Annotated in this window: 18 protein-coding genes and 1 pseudogene; 13 read left to right on the plus strand and 6 right to left on the minus strand. The window is 70.5% G+C overall.

Features of this window, described 5'->3' with window-relative positions:
- Positions 1–849: 849 nt before the first annotated feature.
- Positions 850–1,311 (plus strand): STAS domain-containing protein, encoded by a 462-nt coding sequence (locus ABEA43_RS68600; RefSeq protein ID WP_425570761.1) that lies wholly within the window; start codon positions 850–852, stop codon positions 1,309–1,311.
- Here the strand turns inward: ABEA43_RS68600 and ABEA43_RS66270 are convergent.
- Together ABEA43_RS66270 and ABEA43_RS66275 are read right to left on the minus strand one after the other, a co-directional pair.
- Complete coding sequence (locus ABEA43_RS66270) at positions 1,269–2,318, minus strand: hypothetical protein (protein WP_345580735.1); 1,050 nt, start codon at positions 2,316–2,318, stop codon at positions 1,269–1,271. The two genes, ABEA43_RS68600 and ABEA43_RS66270, sit on opposite strands and share 43 nt — an antisense overlap.
- Positions 2,319–2,357: 39 nt before the next feature.
- Complete coding sequence (locus ABEA43_RS66275; RefSeq protein WP_345580738.1) at positions 2,358–3,011, minus strand: DUF1345 domain-containing protein; 654 nt, start codon at positions 3,009–3,011, stop codon at positions 2,358–2,360.
- A gap of 363 nt (positions 3,012–3,374) precedes the next feature.
- Between ABEA43_RS66275 and ABEA43_RS66280 the strand changes: the two genes are divergently transcribed.
- The 8 genes and pseudogenes from ABEA43_RS66280 (at position 3,375) to ABEA43_RS66315 (ending at position 14,683) form a co-directional block, all read left to right on the plus strand.
- A complete protein-coding gene (locus ABEA43_RS66280) occupies positions 3,375–5,957 on the plus strand; it encodes an AAA family ATPase (RefSeq protein WP_345580741.1) in 2,583 nt (860 codons plus the stop codon).
- Between the two features lie 382 nt (positions 5,958–6,339).
- Positions 6,340–8,195, plus strand: a pseudogene (dnaK, locus tag ABEA43_RS66285) (molecular chaperone DnaK).
- 1 nt (position 8,196) lies between these two features.
- Positions 8,197–8,706 (plus strand): nucleotide exchange factor GrpE, encoded by a 510-nt coding sequence (locus tag ABEA43_RS66290; protein WP_345580744.1) that lies wholly within the window; start codon positions 8,197–8,199, stop codon positions 8,704–8,706.
- Positions 8,706–9,671, plus strand: a complete 966-nt coding sequence (locus ABEA43_RS66295; protein WP_345580747.1) for a DnaJ C-terminal domain-containing protein — start codon at positions 8,706–8,708, stop codon at positions 9,669–9,671. Before ABEA43_RS66290 ends, ABEA43_RS66295 begins: the two co-directional genes overlap by 1 nt.
- Positions 9,668–9,961 (plus strand): chaperone modulator CbpM, encoded by a 294-nt coding sequence (locus tag ABEA43_RS66300; RefSeq protein WP_345580750.1) that lies wholly within the window; start codon positions 9,668–9,670, stop codon positions 9,959–9,961. The genes ABEA43_RS66295 and ABEA43_RS66300 overlap by 4 nt, the downstream gene beginning before the upstream one ends.
- A 24-nt stretch (positions 9,962–9,985) precedes the next feature.
- A complete protein-coding gene (gene clpB / locus ABEA43_RS66305; RefSeq protein ID WP_425570762.1) occupies positions 9,986–12,589 on the plus strand; it encodes an ATP-dependent chaperone ClpB in 2,604 nt (867 codons plus the stop codon).
- A 1-nt stretch (position 12,590) separates the two neighbouring features.
- Entirely contained in the window at positions 12,591–13,019 is a 429-nt protein-coding gene (gene trxA, locus ABEA43_RS66310; protein ID WP_345580756.1) for a thioredoxin, read from the plus strand.
- Positions 13,016–14,683: an FAD-dependent oxidoreductase gene (locus ABEA43_RS66315; protein WP_345580759.1), complete on the plus strand. Its 1,668-nt coding sequence runs from the start codon at positions 13,016–13,018 to the stop codon at positions 14,681–14,683. Before trxA ends, ABEA43_RS66315 begins: the two co-directional genes overlap by 4 nt.
- A gap of 82 nt (positions 14,684–14,765) precedes the next feature.
- Here the strand turns inward: ABEA43_RS66315 and ABEA43_RS66320 are convergent, their stop codons facing one another.
- On the minus strand, positions 14,766–15,473 hold the full coding sequence (locus tag ABEA43_RS66320) for a TetR/AcrR family transcriptional regulator (protein WP_345580762.1): 708 nt from the start codon (positions 15,471–15,473) through the stop codon (positions 14,766–14,768).
- 98 nt (positions 15,474–15,571) lie between these two features.
- Between ABEA43_RS66320 and ABEA43_RS66325 the strand changes: the two genes are divergently transcribed.
- The 3 genes from ABEA43_RS66325 to ABEA43_RS66335 all read left to right on the plus strand — a co-directional run bounded on the left by ABEA43_RS66325 (position 15,572) and on the right by ABEA43_RS66335 (position 17,684).
- On the plus strand, positions 15,572–16,510 hold the full coding sequence (locus ABEA43_RS66325; RefSeq protein ID WP_345580765.1) for an NADP-dependent oxidoreductase: 939 nt from the start codon (positions 15,572–15,574) through the stop codon (positions 16,508–16,510).
- Positions 16,511–16,551: 41 nt separating this feature from the next.
- Positions 16,552–17,232, plus strand: coding sequence for an SDR family NAD(P)-dependent oxidoreductase (locus ABEA43_RS66330; RefSeq protein WP_345580768.1), 681 nt, complete (start codon positions 16,552–16,554; stop codon positions 17,230–17,232).
- A gap of 80 nt (positions 17,233–17,312) precedes the next feature.
- Positions 17,313–17,684 carry a DoxX family protein gene (locus ABEA43_RS66335; RefSeq protein WP_345580771.1) on the plus strand — a complete coding sequence of 124 codons (372 nt, stop codon included), beginning with the start codon at positions 17,313–17,315 and terminating at the stop codon, positions 17,682–17,684.
- Between the two features lie 171 nt (positions 17,685–17,855).
- Here ABEA43_RS66335 and ABEA43_RS66345 read toward each other — a convergent pair whose 3' ends face one another.
- Together ABEA43_RS66345 and ABEA43_RS66350 are read right to left on the minus strand one after the other, a co-directional pair.
- Entirely contained in the window at positions 17,856–18,062 is a 207-nt protein-coding gene (locus ABEA43_RS66345) for a 4-oxalocrotonate tautomerase family protein (protein WP_345580774.1), read from the minus strand.
- A 232-nt stretch (positions 18,063–18,294) separates the two neighbouring features.
- On the minus strand, positions 18,295–19,029 hold the full coding sequence (locus tag ABEA43_RS66350) for an SDR family oxidoreductase (RefSeq protein WP_345580777.1): 735 nt from the start codon (positions 19,027–19,029) through the stop codon (positions 18,295–18,297).
- Positions 19,030–19,135: 106 nt separating this feature from the next.
- Between ABEA43_RS66350 and ABEA43_RS66355 the strand changes: the two genes are divergently transcribed.
- A complete protein-coding gene (locus ABEA43_RS66355) occupies positions 19,136–19,840 on the plus strand; it encodes a TetR/AcrR family transcriptional regulator (protein WP_345580780.1) in 705 nt (234 codons plus the stop codon).
- Positions 19,841–20,013: 173 nt separating this feature from the next.
- Here the strand turns inward: ABEA43_RS66355 and ABEA43_RS66360 are convergent, their stop codons facing one another.
- Positions 20,014–21,684, minus strand: coding sequence for a WD40 repeat domain-containing protein (locus tag ABEA43_RS66360; protein ID WP_345580783.1), 1,671 nt, complete (start codon positions 21,682–21,684; stop codon positions 20,014–20,016).
- Positions 21,685–21,829: the final 145 nt, after the last annotated feature.

Consider the following 21,829-nt stretch of genomic DNA (forward strand, 5'->3'; position numbering starts at 1 on the left):
TCCTTTCCCGGTAACGCGCACAGGGGGCCCCGGCGCCTGTTGCGCCGGGGCCCCGAAGAGTTCAACACCATCTACCGGCCATCGGCCGGCTTACCGTTGTGCGCAACCGCCGTGTCGGACGGCGGTGATGCGCGGATCGCGGATGCGTGACCGTAGACCACCTTCCTATCTGTGGAACTGCGGTACCCGAGCGGTGAGACTCAACCGGCACGGGCGATCCTGATGGCGTCAACACTCCCTTCATCTCTTCCGGACCACTTGTTCAACTTCGCCTGCGGCAGCGCGTCCACGATCTGGGCCCCTTGCCACTGCGCTGGCCCGTCACGTCCGACCTTCTGCCGTCAATCTTCTACTTCAGCCTGCTGCGGGCAGTTCGTCGTGTTGCCGATAACTGCTTGTGCTGCCCGGTGGATCCGTTCCTTGCGATGCGAGAAACGATAGTACGCACAGCAGCGAATGTCTACTACGGCCGGTGCAGATTTTCGGTATGGGACGACACCGCCTTCCGATCGGCTGCCGGATCCGCTCCACCCGCCGATGAGTCAGGCGCTGCGCTGCTCGCCCTATGGCTGACATGCGGAGGCGCCACAGCTCACGGCCTGGACGTTCCCGGGATGCTGTCGGCGATCATCATGCCGCTGGCAGAGGCAGCCATTTCCCGTGTTCGTGGCCTCGACGTCCCACGCCGACCTGGTCCTGGTTTCCCAGCAGAGAAGCCGGCAGGCCATCACCATCCTGGAGCGCAACGGTGATCACGCTGGCCGGAGAGGTTGACCTGGCCAGCGCCCCTGCCTTGCGCCAGTTCATCGCGATGTCCTTCAGAGGCCCGGTGACCAGCTGTTTTTCGACATGGCCAAGGTCGGTTTCGTGGACAGCAGCGGGCTGCGTGTGCTGCTGGACGCCTTCACCGTTACTCAGCAGCACGGCGGCGCCGTCCACCTGACCACGCTCGCGGGCGCGCCGGCCCGTCTGATCGAGATCACTCAGCTCGGTGAACATCTGCGCCCGCACACCTCTACCGCGATCGCGCCGGCGGCCATCATGACGGCGCCGGATCTGCCCCCTCCGTGGGTACCTCCACCGCAGAGAGTGACCGCCACCCGCGCGGCGGGAATGCGCGCCTTTAGCGGCCTGCGGGTCGGCGCTCAACTCATGCTCACGGCAAGCGGCTGGTCGGTATGGCCGGGATCGTGCCCCGTGGCGGCGGAGGTCAGCGGCACCAGCGCACCCGCTCTCAAGCCTTCCAAAAGCGCGCCCCGGCCAGGGGGTCAGACATCCTGCTGTTCCGCGAGCCGGTCCCGCTGGCGCTGACCGTAGGCCGCCTTGTGCACGGTCCCGTCGTCTTCGAGCCCGGAGCCGAAGGCGCCACCCACCATCGCGGTAGAGGTCAGGAACCAGGCCAGCGCCAGGTAGTCGGTGACGCCCGGCCGATGGTTCAGCGTCTCCGAGAGGGGGGCGGGGACCAGCACGAGCGCGCCGACCCCGATGAGCACCACGAACAGCACCGTGTACAGGCAGAGCACGCCCAGCGTGATGGTGATCAGGGTGACGGCGTTGTAGAGGCGGGCGCGGGCCTTGGGCACCCGGCCGCCGGGACGCTCCCACAGCTCGTGGTCGACGATGATCCACGCGGCGAGGGCGAGGATGGACAGCACCATGATCAGCGACTGCCGCCAGGTGTCCAGCGCGGTGGAGAGCTGCCAGGCGGTGTCGTTGATCACGCCGAACGCGGCGGTGGCGAACACGCCTGCCAGCGCCCGCGACAACGAGGTGAACAGCCGCCACGGGCGGTTGGCCCGCACCATGCCGGTGAGCAGGCGCGCCCGCCCGCGCAGACCGGGAATGACGTAGCGATCGGGTATCACCCGGCCGGGCTCGGCGTCTCCTTCCACTCTGCGGCCGATCGCGGGGACGCGGTCATGGCCGGCCGGTGGGAGGACGAGCAGGCCGACGACGTTCACCACGGCCTCCATGGTCCGGCCGGCCAGGTGAAAGGTGCCCAGGGCGGGCAACGACAGCAGGGCGATGCGGTCGCCGGTGCTGACCTCCGCGCTCACCGCGTCCAGGTCGAGCCGGCGAGGGAGGTCGGTGAGGAATACGGCGACGTCCCAGCCGGACTCGGGCAGGTGCGGGCGAACAGCAGTGGGCATGGCCGAGATGTCGACCTGCTCCTCTGCCGCCAGGGGAGCGGTGTACGTGCGCACCTGCCAGTCGAAGCCCGGGCCGAGCCGCTCGCGCAACCGGCCGGGCAGGTCGCGCACCATCCTCAAGGCCAGCTCGGTGGGCAGGTCAGGATCGGCGACCAGGGCGATGCGCATGTCCAGGCCCTACCCCGAGCAGATCGCCCTGACCAGGGGTTACCGGCTCAGGTCGGTGACGAGGTTGATGGCTACGGCCAGGATGCCGGTGCTGAAGAAGTAGGACAGCAGGGCGTGCGCGAGGGTGACCTTGCGGATATGCGTGCTGACCACATGGTTGTCGGTGACGCCGAAGGTCACGCCGATCGTGAACGCGAGGTAGGCGAAGTCGCTGTACGCCGGCGGATCCTCCTGTCTGAAGTCGATGCCGCCGTCCTCGTCCACGTAGTAGAGCCTGGCGTACTTGAAGGCGAACACCGTGTTCACCAGGCCCCACGACACGATGACCGTCACCATGCTCAGGATGACCAGGGCCGTCGTCAGCGGGGTGTGGCTGGCGGTGCGGACCAGGGCGAGCGCGACCGCCCCCAGGCTGGCGACCGCGCCGATCAGAACGCCGGTGTCGGTGGAGCGGGCGTCGCCCTCCTCCCTGGCCAGCCGCTTGGTGTCACGGTGATCCTTGGGCCAGCTGATCAGCCACACCCAGACCAGGCCCACCGTCGCGGCCACACCCCACCCGAGCAGCGGGGACAACTCGGGCACCCCCAGCCGCCAGGCGGCGGCCGCCGTGATGACCCCGGCCCCCAGAGACGTCAGCACGCGGCGCACCGACATGACCCGCGTCCCCGCGCGTCTCCTGGGCACAGATCTCACCGCTCCAGCATCCCAACGGCCGCTCGCAGGCACGGCATCCCGGCCGGTGTGTCGCCGATCGGGGATCAGACCGGCGGTCACTGCCGGATCAAGGCCAGGTCCTCCGGCATGGTGGACTTCACGTCCCCCCGCTCGCCGTGCGCAATGTGCTTCCTGGGCGCGTGCAAAGAATCCTTGACCAGGCCTTCCGCGAATCAGCAGCGGAAACCCTGCAGCTCTCGGCGGTGGGCGTCGGTCGAGGTTCAGCGCGGCGGGCGTGGGCCACCTCCTTTGCGGGGTAGTCGTCCCCGCCAGGAACGAAAGATCTTGTCGGGCATGGGATTCCCCGTTTCCTGTCGTGGCAGGCGCTCCGTGGGGGGAATCATGCGGGGACGCGATCGGGAATGGCGTCACGTCGAGGGCCTGCTGCAGAGGTTGCGGCGAGGTGGGAGCGGGACGCTGCTGGTGGACGGCGAGCCGGGGTCGGGGAAGAGCCGGCTGCTGGCCGAAGCCGTCGCCGAGGCGTCCGAACGCGGGATCGGGGTCGTGCACGGCCGGGTGGAGGAGCTGGGCGAGCTCGCTCCGTGCAGCATGTTGCTGGAGGCCCTCGACCTGCGGTCCGAGCCGGGAGGCGGCGACGGCTCCGCCCGCTTTGGCCCGCCGGTCCTGGAGCGGTTGCGGGTGGGCCTCGAGCGGCTGGCCATGGGGCCGCCGGTGCTGGCCGCGCTCGACGACCTGCAACGGGCGGACCCGGCGACGCTGAGGATGCTGCACACCCTGCACGACCTGCTGGCCAACAGGCCCATCAGCTGGCTGATGTTCCGGTCGACCGCGCCGAACGCGTGCCAGGCCGTGTCGCTGTTCGACATCCTGGAGCGGGAGGGGGCCGACAGGGTGACGCTCGCGCCGCTCTCACCCGCCGCGGTCACGGCGCTGACGGCGGACACGCTCGGGAGATCGCCCGACCTGGCGACGCGGGCGCTGGCGGCGACGGCCGGCGGCAACCCGCTGCTGATCACCGAGCTGTTCGCGGGGCTGCGCGAGGAAGGGCTGCTGGGGAGCATGGCGCAGGCCCGCGCACCCGGCCGGCTGCGGATCGTGGTGCGGGGCTGGGTCGATGCCCTGAGCGCGAAGGCCAAAAGCCTGGTGGAGATGATCGCTGTGCTTGGGCGTTCGCTGTCGCTGGAGCACGCCGCGGCGCTGCTCGACACCACACCGGCCGCGCTGCTCCCGGTCACGGAGGAGGCCACGGCCGCGGGCATCCTGATCGTGACCGAGCACGGCCTGGCCTTCCGTCACGAACTGGTCGCGGACATCGTCGCCGCGGGCATCCCGCCATCAATGCGGCAGACCCTGCTCGACCAGTCCGGCGTTCTCATGAGCGTCGAGAGGGCCGGGCCGGCTCGCCTGCTCACCGGCCCGGCCTCCACCGCCATAGACGCGGCGATCGCCAGCGGGCAACTGCATGAGGCCGAGGAGATGGTGCGAGGCCGGCTCGCCGAGCACGGCTCCGTGTACGGTTCGGCCGAACTGCGCTGCCTGCTGGCGGACACCATGTACCTGACGGGCCGGGGCGAGGAGGCGATCCACGAGGCCGAGACGGTGCTGGCGGTCCCGGGTCTGCCCGGCCACGTACGCGAGCGGGCGACCATGGTCCAGCTGTACGCGATGGCGCGCCTGCGGGACGACGGCACCGCGCGGGCGTACGCGCAGGAGGTCATCGACGGGAAGGACCGCTACGGTCCCGCGGCCAGGAGCGCCGCGCTGGTCGCCCTGGCCACCGCGGAGCGGCACGAGGGCAGGCTTTCCGGCGCGCTGGCCCTGGCGGAGAGCGCCGGCCGGCGCGCCGGCGCCGACTCGCCGAAGGAACGCCGCTACGAGGCCTGCCTGACCGCCGCCGGTGTGCTCGTCGACGTCCACCGGCTGGACGAGGCGCGGGTGATGCTCCGCCAGGCGCGCAAGGACATGTTCGGCCACGGCCATCTGGCCTGGGCCGCGGATGCCTCGGTGCTGGAGGCCCGCCTGGAGCTGCTCGCAGGCCGTTTCGACGACGCGGCCACCGAGGCGAGGCGAGCCCTGGACCTGGCCGGCGCGCTCAACACGCCGCTGTCGGTCGCGGCGGCCTGCGCGGTGCTCGCCGCCGTCGCGCTGCGGCGCGGTGACCTGCAGAGAGCGGCGCATCATCTCGGGGAACAGCCCGGGGGAGCGCCCGAGGCACGCTTGCGGCACGCCCTGCTGGCCGCGCAGGTCGGGGAGGCCCGCGACGGGCCGCGCAGCGCGATGGGGCTGCTCGCCGACCTGCCACGCCCGCTGCTGCTCACCATCGAACCCGCGGCCGGCCCCTGGATGGCCCGGGTCGCCCTGGCCGCCGACGATCTGGAGGCGGCCGAGTCCGTGGTCGCCGCCGCGGAGGCACTCGGCCGGGCCAACCATGAGTTTCCGACGTTGGGCGCCGCCGCGGCGCACGCCCGGGGCCTGCTCGACGGGGATCGCGACGCCCTCGCCCTTGCCGCAGGGCGGGCCGAGGACGTGTGGGCGCGGGCCTCCGCCGAGGAGGACCTCGGCAAGGTGCTCGCCGCCGCCGGGCAGCGCGCGGAGGCCGCGGAGAGCCTGGAGCGCGCCCTGGGCACGTACGACGACATCGGCTCGCTGAGGGACGCCGCGCGCATCCGCCGGAGGCTGCGCGGCATGGGGGTACGCCACCGGCACTGGAGCTACGCCGAACGCCCGGTCTCCGGCTGGGACAGCCTGACCGAGACCGAGCACACCGTCTCGTTGCTCGCGGCGGACGGCCGGACCAACCCGCAGATCGCCGAACAGATGTTCATCAGCGTGCACACGGTCGCGTTCCACCTGAGGCAGGTCTTCCGCAAGCTGAGCATCAGATCCCGGGTCGAGCTGGCGCGCCTGGCGGCGGAGCAGACACGGGACGGCTTCGGTCAGCCGCCCGGCGGAAGGCGCGTCTGAGCCGAGCCGGCACGGGGCCGCGGCGATGATTACCCACCTGGGGGATGTGGCCGCGAAAAGCGGTGGGCGAGGCTCGAAATGTAGGGAATCTCATTCAGGCGCCATCAGGAGATCCAGCTGGCACCGCGCACAGGGCGCCCCAGGGGAGATGTTCCGGCCCGCGAGATCGAAGACGGCTACGACAGACCGCGGTAGCGGCGCGAACAAGGACCAGATCGACGTCCCAGCTCTCGGGGCGAGAGCTGGGAGAACCCCGGACAGGACCTGACTCCGTCGCCGGCACATACGAGGTCTTCGAGCCGGAGCACGCGGCCAAGGCCCGCGGACTGCTCCGAGGAATGACCGGACAGAGCCCGAAAGGGAGTACAAGGGGGAGCGAGAAATGGCGAAGGCAGTCGGCATCGATCTCGGTACCACCAACTCGGTGATCGCCGCCACGGTGGACGGCCACCCCACGGTGATACCCAACGCCGAGGGCTCCCGGACGACACCGTCCGTGGTGGCATTCACCGACCAGGGCGAACGGCTGGTCGGCCAGCTGGCCCGCCGCCAGGCCATACTCAACCCGAAAGGAACGATCTATTCCGCCAAACGCTTCATCGGCCGCCGCTACGACGAAATCCAGAGCGAGCAGCACGCCGTCTCCTTCGACGTCGTGGAGGGGCCTCAGGGAGCCGTGCGCTTCCAGGTCGGTGACAAGCAGTACGCGCCGGAAGAGGTCTCGGCCCTCGTCCTGCGCAAACTCGTCGCGGACGCGGCGAAATACCTGGGCGAGAAGGTGACCGAGGCGGTCATCACCGTGCCGGCGTACTTCAACGACGCCCAGCGCCAGGCGACCAAGGACGCGGGGCGCATCGCGGGGCTCGAGGTTCTGCGGATCATCAACGAGCCGACGGCGGCGGCGCTCGCGTACGGGCTGGACAAGAAGTCCAACGAGACCGTGCTGGTCTTCGACCTGGGCGGCGGCACTTTCGACGTCAGCATCCTGGACATCGGCGAAGGCGTGGTCGAGGTCCGCGCCACCTCCGGGGACGGGCATCTCGGCGGCGACGACTTCGACCGCCGGATCGTCGACCACCTGGCCGACGAGTTCCAGCGGGACCAGGGCATCGACCTGCGCAACGACCCGCAGGCCCTGCAGCGCCTGTTCGAGGCGGCGGAGAAGGCCAAGGTCGAGCTCTCGGAGGTCACCCAGACCACGATCAGCCTGCCGTTCGTCACGGCGGACGCCTCGGGGCCGAAGCACCTCAACACCACACTCATGCGCTCCACGTTCGAGCAGATCACGGCCGACCTGGTCGAGCGCTGCATCGCTCCCGTCAAGCAGTCGATGGAGGACGCCAAGCTGAGGCCCGCGGACATCGACGAGGTGATCCTCGTCGGCGGGTCGACCCGGATGCCCGCCGTGCAGAATCTCGTGCGCCGGCTGACCGACGGCAAGGACCCCAACATGACGGTGAACCCGGACGAGGTCGTCGCCATCGGCGCGGCGGTCCAGGCCGGGATCATCAAGGGCGAGGTGCAGGACGTCGTCCTGCTCGACGTCACGCCCCTGTCGCTGGGCGTCGAGACCCTCGGCGGCCTCATGACCAAGGTCATCGAGCGCAACACGACGATCCCGGCGCGCCGTACCGAGGTCTTCAGCACGGCCGAGGACAACCAGAACGCCGTCGACATCGTCATCCTGCAAGGGGAGCGGGAGCGCGCCGCCGACAACCGGGTGCTCGGGCGCTTCCGGCTGGAGAACATCCGGCCTGCGCCGCGGGGGGTGCCGCAGATCGAGGTCACCTTCGACATCGACGCCAACGGCATCCTCAACGTCTCCGCCCGGGACAAGGACACCGGTGCCGAGCAGCGGATCACCATCAGCGAGAGCTCCAACCTGGACAAGCCGGAGATCGAGCGGATGGTCGCCGACGCCGAGCAGCACCGTACAGAGGACCTTCGACTGCGGGAGGCCATCGACGCGCGCAACGAGCTGGACTCGGTCGCCTACCAGGTGGAACGCCGTCTGGAGGAGCTCGGCGACGGCGTGCCCGTGCACGAGAAGGCGCGGGCGGAGCAGCTCGTCCAGGACTGCGCACGCTCAGCGGAGAGCTGCAGCAGGTCTATCACGGACTCGGGGCCGCCGCGGGTGGCGGGCCGAGCGTGCCGCCACAAGCCAGGACGGAAAACGCCCCCGGCGGCAGTGACGAGGACGTGATCGACGCCGAATTCACGACCTCGGAGCCCGAGTGACATGAACGAGCACAGACCCGAGACCCAGGACCAGGCCGGCACGGCGGGCGAGCAGGCGCCCGCGGAGACCGACGCGAAGCTGGCGGAGCTGGAGGACCGGTGGCTGCGCGCGGTCGCGGACCTGGACAACCTGCGCAAGCGCATCGCACGCGACGCCGAGCGGATCAGGGCCGAAGAGCGGTCCAAGGTGGCGGCCGAGTGGTTGCCCATCCTGGACAACCTGGAGCTCGCGCTGAGCCACGCCGTCCGCGGCGACGGGGGAGCGGACGCCGTCCTTGACGGGGTACGAGCGGTACGGGACCAGGCGGTCACCGTGCTCAACAAGCTCGGCTACCCCCGTCACGACGAGACCGGTGTGCCCTTCGACCCCGCCCGCCACGAGGCGGTGACGACAGTCGAACGGGCAGACGTCGATCCGGGCACCGTGGTGGAGGTGCTCAGGCCCGGCTACGGCGACGGAGAGCGGCAGCTCAGGCCGGCGATCGTGGCCGTCGCGAAGAAGGTGGAGTGATGGCCGAACGCCGGGACTTCTACGAGGTGCTCGGCGTCGACCGGAGCGCCGACGCCGACGAGATCCAGCGGGCCTACCGCAAGCTCGTGCGCGCCTACCACCCTGACGTCAACAAGGATCCCGGCGCCGAGGACAGGTTCAAGGAGATCGCGGAGGCCTACAGCGTGCTCTCCGACCCCGAGACGCGCCGCCGCTATGACGCGTTCGGACACGATTTCCGCCAGGTGCCGCCCGACGTCGATCCCGCGGACTGGGCCCGCGCGCGCAGCCGAGCGGGCGCGGGTGCGCGGGCCGGTGCGGGGGCCGGCGCCGGGGGCGGCCGGTGGCGCTCGACCGGCGCCGAGGGCTTCGGCTTCGGCGCGGACGAGGGCGTCGACCTGGAGGACCTGCTCGGCGGCATGTTCGGTGGCCGGGGCAGACGGCAGTGGGGGCCGGTGCCCGGCGCCGACCAGGAGGCGGAGCTGACGCTGACCGTGGAGGAGGCGTATCACGGCGGGCGCCGCAGCATCACGCTGCCCGGTGGCAGGCGGCTGGACGTCACGATCCCGCCCGGTGTCACGAACGGGCAGCGGATCAGGCTCGCCGGCCAGGGCGGGCACGGCAGTGAGGGAGCCCAGCCGGGTGACCTCCACCTGATCGTGCGGATCGCCGACCATCCCCGCTACCGAGTGGAGGGCCGCGACATCTACGCCCCGCTGCCCCTGGCTCCCTGGGAGGCGGCGCTCGGTGCCACGGTCGCCGTGGACACGCCGGGCGGCGAGGCGAAGGTGAAGGTGCCGCCGGGCACATCCACGGGCCGCCGCCTGCGCCTGAAAGGACGCGGCATGCCCGGTCCGCGCGGGGCGGCGGGCGACTTCTACGCCGAGTCCCGGATCATGGTGCCGCCCAGGCTCAGCGACGAGGAGCGGCGCCTGTTCGAGCAGCTCGCCGCCGTCTCGCACTACGACCCGAGGAGGCGCTCATGAGCTACGCGCTCGTCCGCCAGGTCCGGCTCGACCTGGACGCGTACGCGCGGGCCACCGGTCTGCACCCGCAGGCCGTACGCCGGCTGGTGGCGCTCGGCCTGCTGGAGCCGGTCAGGAACGCCAGGGGTGAGCTGTGCTTCACGCCCGCCCAGGTGACGGCGGCGGCACGCATCCAGCGGTTGCACGAGGGACTGTCCATCAACTACGCCGCGATCGGCGTGGTGATCGACCTCCTCGACCGGATCGGGGAGCTGGAGGCCGCCCTGCGCGACCTCCCACGACCACGCTAGGGGGCTGGAGTGGACCCGAACAGAATGACGCAGAAGTCGCAGGAAGCCCTGCACGACGCCCAGACCAAAGCCTTGCGCTTCGGCCACACCGAGGTCGACGGCGAACACCTTCTGCTGGCCCTGCTCGACCAGCCCGAGGGGCTGGCGACCAGGCTGCTGGAGCAGGCCGGCGCCGATCCACAGCGCCTGCACGCCGAGCTGGAGGACGAGCTGTCGCGACGGCCCAAGGTCAGCGGTCCGGGTGCCGCGCCCGGGCAGGTGTTCCTCACCCAGCGCCTGTCGCGGCTGCTCGACGCCGCCGACCGGGAGGCACGCCGGCTCAAGGACGAGTACGTCTCCGTCGAGCACCTGCTGCTGGCCCTCATCGAGGAGGGGTCCACGACCGCGTCCGGACGTCTGATGCACGGCCAGGGCCTGAGCAGGGATCGGTTCCTGGAGGCGCTCACGGCTGTGCGGGGCAATCAGCGCGTCACCTCGGCCATGCCGGAGGTGGCCTACGAGGCGCTGGAGAAGTACGGGCGCGACCTGGTCGCCGACGCCCGGGCGGACAAGCTCGACCCGGTGATCGGGCGCGACTCGGAGATCCGGCGGGTGATCCAGATCCTCTCCCGCAAGACCAAGAACAACCCGGTCCTGATCGGCGATCCCGGAGTCGGCAAGACGGCCGTCGTCGAGGGGCTCGCCCAGCGCATCGTCCGCGGAGATGTCCCCGAGGGACTGCGTGACAAGACCGTCTTCAGCCTGGACATGGGCTCGCTCGTGGCCGGCGCCAAGTACCGCGGAGAGTTCGAGGAACGCCTCAAGGCCGTGCTGAACGAGGTGAAGGCGGCCGAGGGGCGGATCCTGCTGTTCGTGGACGAGCTGCACACGGTGGTCGGAGCCGGGGCGACCGAGGGCGCCATGGACGCCGGCAACATGCTCAAGCCGATGCTGGCCCGCGGCGAGCTGCACATGATCGGCGCGACCACGGTGGACGAGTACCGCAAGCACATCGAGAAGGATGCCGCCCTGGAGCGCAGGTTCCAGCCGGTGCTGATCGACGAGCCCTCGATCGAGGACACCATCTCGATCCTGCGCGGCCTGCGTGAACGCCTGGAGGTCTTCCACGGCGTGAAGATCCAGGACGGCGCGCTCGTCGCCGCCGTGACGCTGAGCCACCGCTACATCTCCGACCGGTTCCTGCCGGACAAGGCGATCGACCTGGTGGACGAGGCGTGCGCGATGATCCGGACGGAGATCGACTCCATGCCGGCCGAGCTGGACGCGCTGACCAGGCGGGTGATGCGGCTGGAGATCGAGGAGGCCGCGCTGGCCAAGGAGGACGACGCGGCGAGCCGGCAGCGTCTTGCCGAGCTGCGCGAGGAACTGGCGGGCACGCGGGCCGAGGCCGAGGCGATGCGGGCACAGTGGGAGGCCGAGCGCTCGGCCCTGCGCAAGGTCCAGAGCCTGCGGCAGGAGATCGAGGCCGTGCGGCGGGAGGCCGAGCAGGCCGAACGCGACTACGACCTCAACCGTGCCGCCGAGCTGCGCCACGGCAGGCTGCCCGAGCTGGAGCGCCGCCTGCACGCCGAGGAGGAGCGGCTGGGCACCCGGCAGAACGGCCACCGGCTGCTGCGCGAGGTGGTGACCGAAAGGGAGATCGCGGACATCGTCTCCCGCTGGACCGGCATCCCGGTGGCACGGCTGCAGGAGGCCGAGCGGGACAAGCTGCTCAAGCTCGACCAGATCCTGCACGAGCGCGTCGTCGGCCAGGAGGAGGCCGTGCGGCTCGTGGCCGACGCCATCATCCGGGCCCGCTCGGGCATCAAGGACCCCAAGCGTCCCATCGGGTCGTTCCTCTTCCTCGGGCCGACCGGCGTCGGCAAGACGGAGCTGGCCAGGTCCCTCGCGGAGGCCCTGTTCGACACCGAGGACAACATGGTCCGCATCGACATGAGCGAGTACCAGGAACGCCACACGGTCAGCCGTCTCGTCGGCGCCCCTCCCGGCTATGTCGGCTACGAGGAGGGCGGGCAGCTCACGGAGGCGGTGCGGCGCAAGCCGTACTCGGTGGTGCTCTTCGACGAGATCGAGAAGGCCCACGCGGACGTCTTCAACGCGCTGCTGCAGGTCCTGGACGACGGCCGGCTGACCGACGCGCAGGGCCGCACGGTCGACTTCCGCAACACCGTGATCATCATGACCTCGAACATCGGCTCCCAGCACCTGCTCGACGGGATCACCTCCGACGGCGAGATCAAGCCCGAGGCCCACGACGGCGTGATGGCAGAGCTGCGCCGGCACTTCCGGCCCGAGTTCCTCAACAGGATCGACGACATCGTGCTGTTCAAGCCGCTGACCGAGGCGGAGATCGAGCGGATCGTCGAGCTGATGTTCACCGACATCAGGCAGCGGCTGGCCGACCGGCGGCTCACCCTGGAGGTCACCGAGGAGGCCCGCAAGCTCATCGCCAACCAGGGGTACGACCCCGTCTACGGCGCCCGGCCGCTGCGCCGGTTCATCGCCCGCGAGGTCGAGACCAGGATCGGCCGGGCCCTGCTCGCCGGAGACGTCCCCGACGGCTCGACCATCGTGGTCGGCGCCGACAAGGGCGAGCTGAACGTCACCTTCTACAGCCCGGGGAGCTGACATGCACACCATGCGCTGCGCCAACTGCGGCCGGCCGAACAAGGTCCCGGACGCCGCCTCGGGCACGCCCCGCTGCGGCAACTGCCACCAGCCGCTGCCGTGGATCGCCGAGGCCGGCGACGACACCTTCGCGGAGGTCGCCGAACGGGCCGACCTGCCGGTCCTCGTCGACTTCTGGGCGGAATGGTGCGGGCCGTGCCGGATGGTCACGCCCGCGCTCGAACAAGTCGCCCAACAGCTGGCGGGACGCGTGAAGCTCGTCAAGGTCGATGTGGACCGGTCCCCGGCCCTCTCGCAGCGCTTCACGATCACGGCCGTCCCGACGCTCATGATGCTCAACGAGGGCCGCGTCGTGGCTCAGCGCGCCGGCGCGGCCCCGGCGCCCCAGCTGCGCGAATGGGTCGAGGACGCGCTGAGGACGCCGTCATGACGCAGTCGCCGGCCACCCTGCCCGAGACACCGGACCTGTACGGGGCCTATCCCCGGCTGGACGAGCGGCGCATCGCGAACCTGTCGCAGTGCGGCGAGCGCAGGCCCGTGCCGCCCGGCGAGATCCTCTACCGGGAGGGCGAGCCGGTCGGCGAGTTCATCGTGATCCTGCGCGGCAAGGTGGCCATGGTCGAGGGGTATCGCAGCGGGGAGGAACGCACGATCGCCGTCCACGGCCCCGGGCGTTTCCTCGGCGAGCTGGGCCTGCTCACCGGCCAGGCCGGGTTCCTGACCGCGCTCGTGCGGGAGCCCGGCGAGATCCTGGCCGTCGGGGCCGACCAGGTGCGCACGCTGGTGGCCGGTGACCCGGAGTTCGGGGACCTCATCCTGCGGGCCTACCTGACCCGCCGTATTCTGCTGATCGGCATGGACGCCGGGTTCCGTATCATCGGCTCCCGCTACTCGCCCGACGCCCGCCGGCTGCGCGAGTTCGCCGCCCGTAACAGGCTCCCGCACCGCTGGATCGACCTGGAGGAGGACGAGGAGGCGGAGGCGTTGCTGCGCCAGCTCGGCATCTCCCCGCAGGAGACGCCGGTCGTGATCTGGCACGGAGACCAGGTGCTGCGCAACCCGACCGTCGCCACGCTGGCCAAGGCCATCGGCCTGCCCGTGCCGCGGCCCGGCGACGGCGTGTGCGACCTGATCGTCGTGGGCGCGGGCCCCGCGGGCCTGGCCGCGAGCGTGTACGGGGCATCGGAGGGCTTGACCACGGTCGTGCTCGACGCGGTCGCCGCCGGCGGCCAGGCGAGCACCTCCTCCCGCATCGACAACTATCTCGGCTTCCCGTCGGGCATCTCGGGCGCCGAGCTCGCCGAACGCGCCGTTCTTCAGGCGGCCAAGTTCGGGGCCCGGCTGACCGTACCGGCCGAGGCGAGCGGGCTGGAGGCCGGCGACGGCCACTACAGCGTGCTCGTCGAGGGCGGGCCCGCCGTGCGGGGCCACGCCGTGCTCATCGCCACCGGCGCCCGCTACCGCAAACTCGACGTTCCCGACCTGGAGAAGTACGAAGGCTGCGGCGTCTACTACGCGGCGACGCCGTTCGAGCTGCGCATGTGCCGGCAGGCGCCGGTGGTCATCGTCGGCGGCGGCAACTCCGCAGGCCAGGCGGCACTATACCTGGCCAGGAACGCCTCGTCGGTGCGCATGCTCGTCCGCGGCGATGGTCTCGGCGAGAGCATGTCCCGCTACCTCACCGACGCGATCGGCCGGACGCCCGGCATCGAGATCATGTTCCATACCGAGGTACGCGAACTGCTCGGCGACGGCTCCCTGCGGGCCGTGCGCGCCCAGGACAACCAGACGGGGCAGTCCATCGAGATCGAGACCAATGCGATGTTCGTGTTCATCGGCGCGGATCCGCACACCGGCTGGCTGGCGGGCGCCGTCGCGCTGGACGACCGGGGCTTCGTCGTCACGGGGGAGGGCAGGTCGTCGCACTGGGAGTCCCTTTCCCTGGAGACCGGGCGGCCCGGCGTGTTCGCCGTGGGGGACGTCCGCAGCGGGTCGGTCAAACGGGTCGCGTCCGCGGTCGGGGAGGGCGCCATGGCCGTACGCCAGCTGCACGAAAGGTTCACCATGACAGGGAATCGACAGGGAGGACGGTGATTTCGATGCCCGTGATCGTGGTTTCCAGGTTGGAGCGCAGCGTGCGGACGGGGGGACCTCGCGCGCTCGCCCCGCCCTCGCTCTACTCCGTGTCCCCCTCGGGACCGGGGGCGGGGCGGGTGAGGCGGACCATCGCTCGGTACAGGGCGGTGGGCGCGGGGGCCGGCTCCAGCGGAGGCAGGTCGGTGCCGGGGGCGGCGTAGGCGCGCAGCATCTGGCCGACCAGGCGGCGCCAGGCGCCGGGGGCGGCGTCCGCGGTGGCGGCGATGACGCCGGCGTTGGCCATCAGCAAGATGGGCATGTCCCGGTCGGTGAAGTCCTCGCGCAGGTGGCCGGTGGCTTTGGCCCGGGCGATGAGGTCGAGGAAGCCGTGGTAGGCCTCGGCGCGGCGCTCCTCCAGGGCTTTGGCGGCGGGGAAGGTCATGGCCAGCACTTCGGCGAAGCCGCGGTCGGCGGCTTGCATGGCGCAGACGGCCTGGACGTAGCCGGTGAAGCCGTGCCAGGGGTCGGGATCGGTCAGTGCCTCGGCGACGGCGGCGGCGTAGGCGTCCATGCGGTCGGCGAAGACGGCGTTGATGAGTTCTTCGCGGGTGGCGAAGCGGCGCGAGAGGGTGGCCTTGCCGACGCCGGCGGCGCGGGCGATGCACGCCATGGACACGCCGAGGCCGTGGCTGGCGTACAGGCGGCGGGCGGCGGCCAGGATGCGTTCGCGATTGCGTTCGGCGTCGGAGCGCAGTCCCGGTCCGGGTTGCTCGCCGGAAGGCTCGGGGGCGTCGGCGGGAAGATCCATGCCTCCACTCTACCCAAGTGGAACAACCTGCCCACTTCTGTTGTTACGCTGGCACCACAAAACGGGTAGCCCGTTCCACTTTCAGAGAGGTGTAGCTCATGCGTGCCGTAACGCTGAACTCCGTCCCCGAGACCCCGGCCTTGGCCGACCTCCTCACCCCACAGCCTGAGGCCGGGGAGGTGCTGGTGAAGGTGGCCGGCTCCTCGATCAACGGCTTCGACGCCGCCACCGCGGCCGGCTACCTGCAAGGGGCGATGGAGCACCGCTTCCCGCTGGTGGTGGGCAAGGACTTCGCCGGCACCGTCGAGGCGCTCGGCGAGGGCGCTGAAGGGTTCACGATCGGGCAGGCGGTCTTCGGCGTGGTGATGAAGCCGTTCCTGGGCACCGGCTCACTCGCCCAATACGTCACCGTGCCCGCCGCCTACGGCATCGCCCCCATCCCGCAGGGCCTGGACGTTCAGCAGGCCGGCGCCCTGGGCCTGGCCGGCACCGCAGCGCTGGACAGCCTCACCGCCGTCGCCCCGGCCGAGGGCGAGACGGTGCTGGTCTCCGGCGCCACCGGCGGCGTGGGCGCACTGGCCGTGCAGCTGGCCGCCGCCCGCGGCGCCCGTGTGATCGCCACCGCTCGTCCCGGCGCCGAAGCCGACTTCGTCACCGGCCTCACCGACGCCACGATTCACGTTGTGGACTACAGCGGCGACCTGCCGGCCCAGGTCCGCGCGCTCGCCCCGGAAGGGGTGGATGCCGTGCTGCACCTGGCGGGGGACGGCGTCCAGCTCGCGGGCCTGCTGCGTCCGGGCGGCCGCCTGGCCTCCACCCTCGGGCTGACCGCCGACGCCGTCGAGAGTTCCGGCGTCACCGTCCACACGATCATGGCCGACGCCAATGCGCAGACCCTGACCGCCCTGGCCGGCCAGGCCGCCTCGGGCGCGCTGCGCGTCCCGGTCACCGCCACCTACCCGCTGGAGCAGGCACCCGAGGCGTTCGCCGCCTTCGGCGCCGGGGCGCTCGGCAAGCTCGCCGTCACCTGCTCCTGACCTGGCCCAACCCCGTCCATCACCACGAAAGAGATCTGATCATGCCCACCATCGCCATCGTCGGCGCAGGCCCCGGCATGGGCCTGGCCATCGCCCGCACCTTCGGCAGCCGTGGCTTCGACGTCGCTCTCATCGCCCGTACCAAGGACAGGCTGCGGACGCTGGCCGATCGGCTCGGCCGCGAGGGCATCACCGCCGAGGCGTTCCCCGCCGACGTGCTGGACCGCCCCGCCCTGGCCGCCGCCCTTGACGCGGCGGCCGAGCGGCTCGGCGGCATCGACGTGCTGGAGTACTCCCCGGCGCCGCACTCGCCGGTGCCCGGCCTCACCACGGCCGTCCCCACCGAGGTCACGGCAGACAACCTGCAGCCGCAGATCGAATACACCGTCTACGGCGCGCTGGCCGCCGCCCACGCGGTGCTGCCCGCCATGCGGCAGGCCGGCGCCGGCACGCTGCTGTTCACCACCGGCGGCGGCTCGGTGCGCCCGATCCCGATGCTCGGCAATGTCAACGCCGCCGCCGCGGCGCTGCGCAACTGGGTGATCAACCTGCACAACGAGCTGGCCGGCAGCGGCGTGTACGCGGCACACGTGGCGATCGGCACCTGGATCGGCGAGGGCGGCCCCGAAGGCATCCCCGCGGCCACGCCCGAGCAGATCGCCCCTCTGTACTGGAATCTGTACGAGCGCCGCGACCAGCCCGAGCTGGTCTTCAACGGCTGACGCGGCCGGCCGCATCCCTGCCGGACGGGAGCGCCGCGCGCCGGGCTCCCTCCCACCCCCTACCGTCAAGGAGATTCTCGATGAACGTCGTCCTGTGGATTGTGCAGGCCGTGCTGGCCGCCATGTTCGGCATGGCCGGAGTGATGAAGTCCACCCAGCCCAAGGACGAACTCGCCGCCAAGCTGCCGTGGGTGGAGGACTTCTCCGCCGGCACCGTCCGCCTCATCGGCGTCGCCGAACTGGCAGGCGCGCTCGGGCTGATCCTGCCCGCGCTCACCGGCATCGCGCCCGTCCTGACCCCGCTGGCCGCGACCGGCCTGGCCGTGGTGATGGTGCTGGCCGCGCTCACTCACGCCCGCCGCAAGGAACCGGCCGCGATCGCCTTCAACGCGGTCCTGTTCCTGCTGGCCGCGTTCGTCGCCTGGGGCCGCTTCGGCCCCTACGGCTTCTGAGCCCGCGACCCCAACCAGGGGGCCGGCAGCTGGTAGACGGGCACATTGCCGACGGCCTCCAGGACCACATGGGTGCCGTGCCCGCCGGTGAGCTCGCGCACCGCCTCGATGCCTTCCTCGCCGCGGGCGGAGACGACGTCGGTGGCGCCGAAGGCCCGACCCCGGATCGGGTCAGCTTCGGCCGAGCATTTCGGCAGTGAGGATATTGCCGCCCAGGCCCCAGCCGCCGTCCGGAATCTCCTCCAGCAGAACCAGGGTGGTGGCGCGGGCTCGTTCTCCATAGACGTCGGCATAGGCGTCGGTGACGGCGTCGATAAGCCTCTTCTTGGACTCGGGGGTCAGGGTGTCGGCAGGCACCTTGAGGTTGGCGTATGGCATGCCGGTTTCCTTTCGTGGTGGGAATTGGTAGGTGGTGACAGGAGGTTCGCGATGCCGGCGTGGTGGTAGAACCCGGCACGGATGCGGTCGGCGACGATCGAGTGGGATCAGGCGGTCGGGCGCGCGCGGAGCTCGCCGTCCGGCCTCTCGTACGCCCTCTTCCAGGTGGCCCCGCTGCGTCCCGGGAGGTTGGAGGCTCTCGTGACGGCATTGACCTGTCGCGTGCCGGTCATCAGATGATTCCGCCGTTCGCGCGTATGACCTGCCCGTTGACCCAGTGCCCCGCCGGGCTCGCCAGAAAGGCGACGACCTCGGCGATGTCCTCGGGGGTACCGAGCCGCTCCAGCGGCGGCTGCTTGGCGAGCCGTTCGATGGTGGCCTCGTCCTTGCCGTCGAGGAACAGCTCGGTTGCGGTCGGGCCGGGCGCGACCGCGTTGACCGTGATGTCCCGCCCGCGCAGCTCGCGGGCGAGCACGAGCGTCATCGCCTCGACGGCCGCCTTGCTGGCGGCGTACGCCCCGTAGCTCGGGAACTGCAGACCGACCACAGAGGTGGAAAGGGTGATGATCGCGCCACCAGGGCGCACGCGCCGCGCGGCCTCCCGCGCCATGACGAAGGCGCCGCGAATGTTGGTGCGGTGCAGTGCGTCCAGATCGTCGAGGTCGAGTTCGGCGATGGGGGACAGCGACAGCCGCCCTGCTGAGTTGACGACCACATCGACCCCGCCGAAGGTCTTCTCCGTCGTGTCGAACATCGCCGCGACGGCGTCCTCGTCCGCCACGTCGGCCTGAACCGGGATCGCCCGGCCGCCGGACGCCGTGATCTTCTCGGCCACCTGCGCCGCGGCGGAGGCCGACCCTTGGAATCCAACCGCGACCGGGCAGCCTCGGGCCGCCAACGCCATCGCGATCGCCTTGCCTATCCCGCGAGAGCCGCCGCTGACGACGGCGACAGGTTGATCACTCACGAAAGCTCCCGTGTCTATCCTCGATACGGTATTTACATATCGATGTTACGGATGACTTTAGCACGAATCCGTATCACTGCTATCGACTGGCAGTAGCATTGATTCCATGGCAGCGACAGACCCGCTTCGCACGGCGATGATCGAAGCCGCGGTGCGGCAACTGGCGATGTCCGCGAACCACGAGATCGCCACGCGTACGGTCTGCGAGGCGGTCGGCGTGAGCCAGCCCGTGCTCTACCGGTTGTTCGGTGACAAGCACGGGCTTCTCGACGCCGTCGCCGACCACGGGTACGAGCGGTACGCCGCGATCAAGGCCGCTCAGGAGCGGACGCACGATCCGGTTGCCGATCTTCACGCCGGCTGGGACGGTCACATGGCGTTCGCGAAGGAGAACCCGGCCCTCTACCAGCTCATGTTCACTCCCCGGCCGTGGTCCTGCTCAACGGCGCGAGATCGCGTGATGGCCCTGCTGGTGGCGGCGCTCACCCGGTGCGCGGCGGCGGGCTCGTTGATGGTCGCGCCGCAGACCGCCGCTCAACTCATCCTGTCGGCGAACGTCGGGACCGCCCTTGACCACATCTCCAGACCGGCCCTGTTCGATGACCCCGCACTGTCCAACCGCATGCGAGACGCCGTATTTTCGCACGTACTCACCGAAACGACCGTGCAGAACGACGCCGACCCCGTGCACACCGCCGCACTACGCCTTCACGCGCAACTCGATCTCGTCGGGACCGAGGCTCTCGAACCGGTCGAGACCGCCCTTCTGCGGCGATGGCTCGAACGCATCACGCAACACACCCGAGGATGACAACCTCACAGCCACACTCGCGGTACGTCCTGCGCGAGGCCGAATCAAGCCGGGCCGGCGCCACATGGTCACCAAGCTGTCTCGTAGCTCAGATCGATTCTGGCGGAGGCTCGTCGGCCGGGACCAGCCGGCCTCGTGCGCCAGGCGAACCGCGATCTCGAGGCCGTCCACCTTCAGAGCGAGCAGACCTCGCGATATGGCACGCCTTTCAGGTACCGGCTCCACTCCTGCAGGCTCATGGTGCGACCGGCACGCTTACACACGAGCTCGGCGATGCGGTCCCCGTCGACCGGAATCTGAGTAATGGTCCCTGATCGATTGCCCGAGACGTACAGCGCGTGGTCGTCGGCGCTGAACGCCAGCAGGTCGAAGATCTCGATGGGGTACGAGCCGAGCCGCTGCCGTGAGCCGACGTCCCAGATCTGGACGGTGTACACATCGTCGAACGTCTCCCCGATGGATCTGCTGATCAAGGCGAGGAGAGCGCCGTCATGGCTGAACAGCACAGCTTCGACCTGGGCGTTGCTCGCCACGCGCAGGGCGGGAGACAGCTCGGCGCCCTTCGCGATGTCCCACAGCTCGACCGTGGTGGAGCCGAGGGCCAGGAGTGGCGCTGTGGGGCTGACCGCGATGGCCGCCCCCGCTCCGTGGAAGCCCGGGCCGACGACCTTGCCGGTGAGCAGCTCGAGCACCTTACCCGTGCTGCTCACCACCGCCGTACCGTCGCGAGTCGAGACGATGGTCCCCGTGGCGGTGTTGAGCGGGCGCCGGGAGAGCACGCGGCCGCTGTCGGCGGCCAGCACGATCAGCTCGTTACGCGCGTCCCGCTCGCTCAGCTCCTTGAGTGACAGCACCAGCTTGCCGCCATCGGGGGTGAACGCCCGCGACAGCACGACCTGCGTCTTCGGAACGGGATGGCGCCACAGCCGCGTGCCCGTGGCCACGTCCCAGGCGGAGACCGCCGAGTCCGCCCCGATGGCGGCCAGCCTCTTGCCCGCCGGGTCGAACAGCTCGTCGGTGCTGCCCTCGCTGCCCGTCATCGGCACGCCCAGGCCGCGCGCATCGCCCACGCGTACGGGGCCGCCGTCCTTCGTGGCGGCGATCAAGCGGCCGTCCTGGCTGAATGCGCCGACCGCGTACCCGCCCGGCAGCCTGCGGGAAGAGACGCGGGAGCCGAGGTCGATGGTGATGATCGAGTTCTCGAGCAGATAGCGGATGGTCTTGCCGTCGGGGTCCAGCCAGGCCTCGTCGAGCTCGCCCTCCGCCTGGTAGGTGGAGAGCTCGTCGCCTTTCTGCGCGTCCCACAGGTGGAGCGTTCTTCCCTCGACGGCCAGCAATCTGCCGCCGTCGCGGCTGACCTGCAGTCTCGCGTTCCTGAAGTCCTCCGAAGCCGAGTCCTGCCAGAACGGTCGATCTTCGTCGGGCAGTCTCGTGGCGGTGCGCAGGTCCCACGCCTCGATGTCGCCGTCCGCGCACAGCAGCCGCCGGCTGTCCGGCGTGAACGCCACCACGGTGCCGCATTTCTTCGGCATCCGGGTGTCCACGGTGAGGTCGGGAAGGCGGATCACCTTCAGCCCGCGCTGGTTGAGCCCGATCCCCGCGATGTAGGCGCCGGAAGGGGCGATCGCCGGAGCGTGGTCCGCCTCCAGCTCCGGCGTGTAGGACCTGCCCGTCCTGGTGTCCCACAAGAACTCCAACGTGTCTTCCCGCATCACCGCGACCAGGCTCTCGTGCCCGTCGAAGGCCACGTGTACGCCTGGGGTGCCTGCGCCCACGCGGTGCTCGTACAGCTTCTTGCCCGTCATGGTGTCCCAGGAGTACGCCCTGTCCCTGCTGACGATCACCAGTGTCTTGCCGCTCGGGCTGAGTGCCCGTGTACAAACTGATTCCCGCGCTTGCTGCATGGAGTCGATATCGGGCAAAACTGTGACGTAGGGCGAATCGCCTGCGACATAAAGTGACCTTCCGGTAGCAACGGTGGTTATCCAA

It is taken from the genome of Nonomuraea rosea, from assembly GCF_039539705.1.
Classification (GTDB): domain Bacteria; phylum Actinomycetota; class Actinomycetes; order Streptosporangiales; family Streptosporangiaceae; genus Nonomuraea; species Nonomuraea rosea.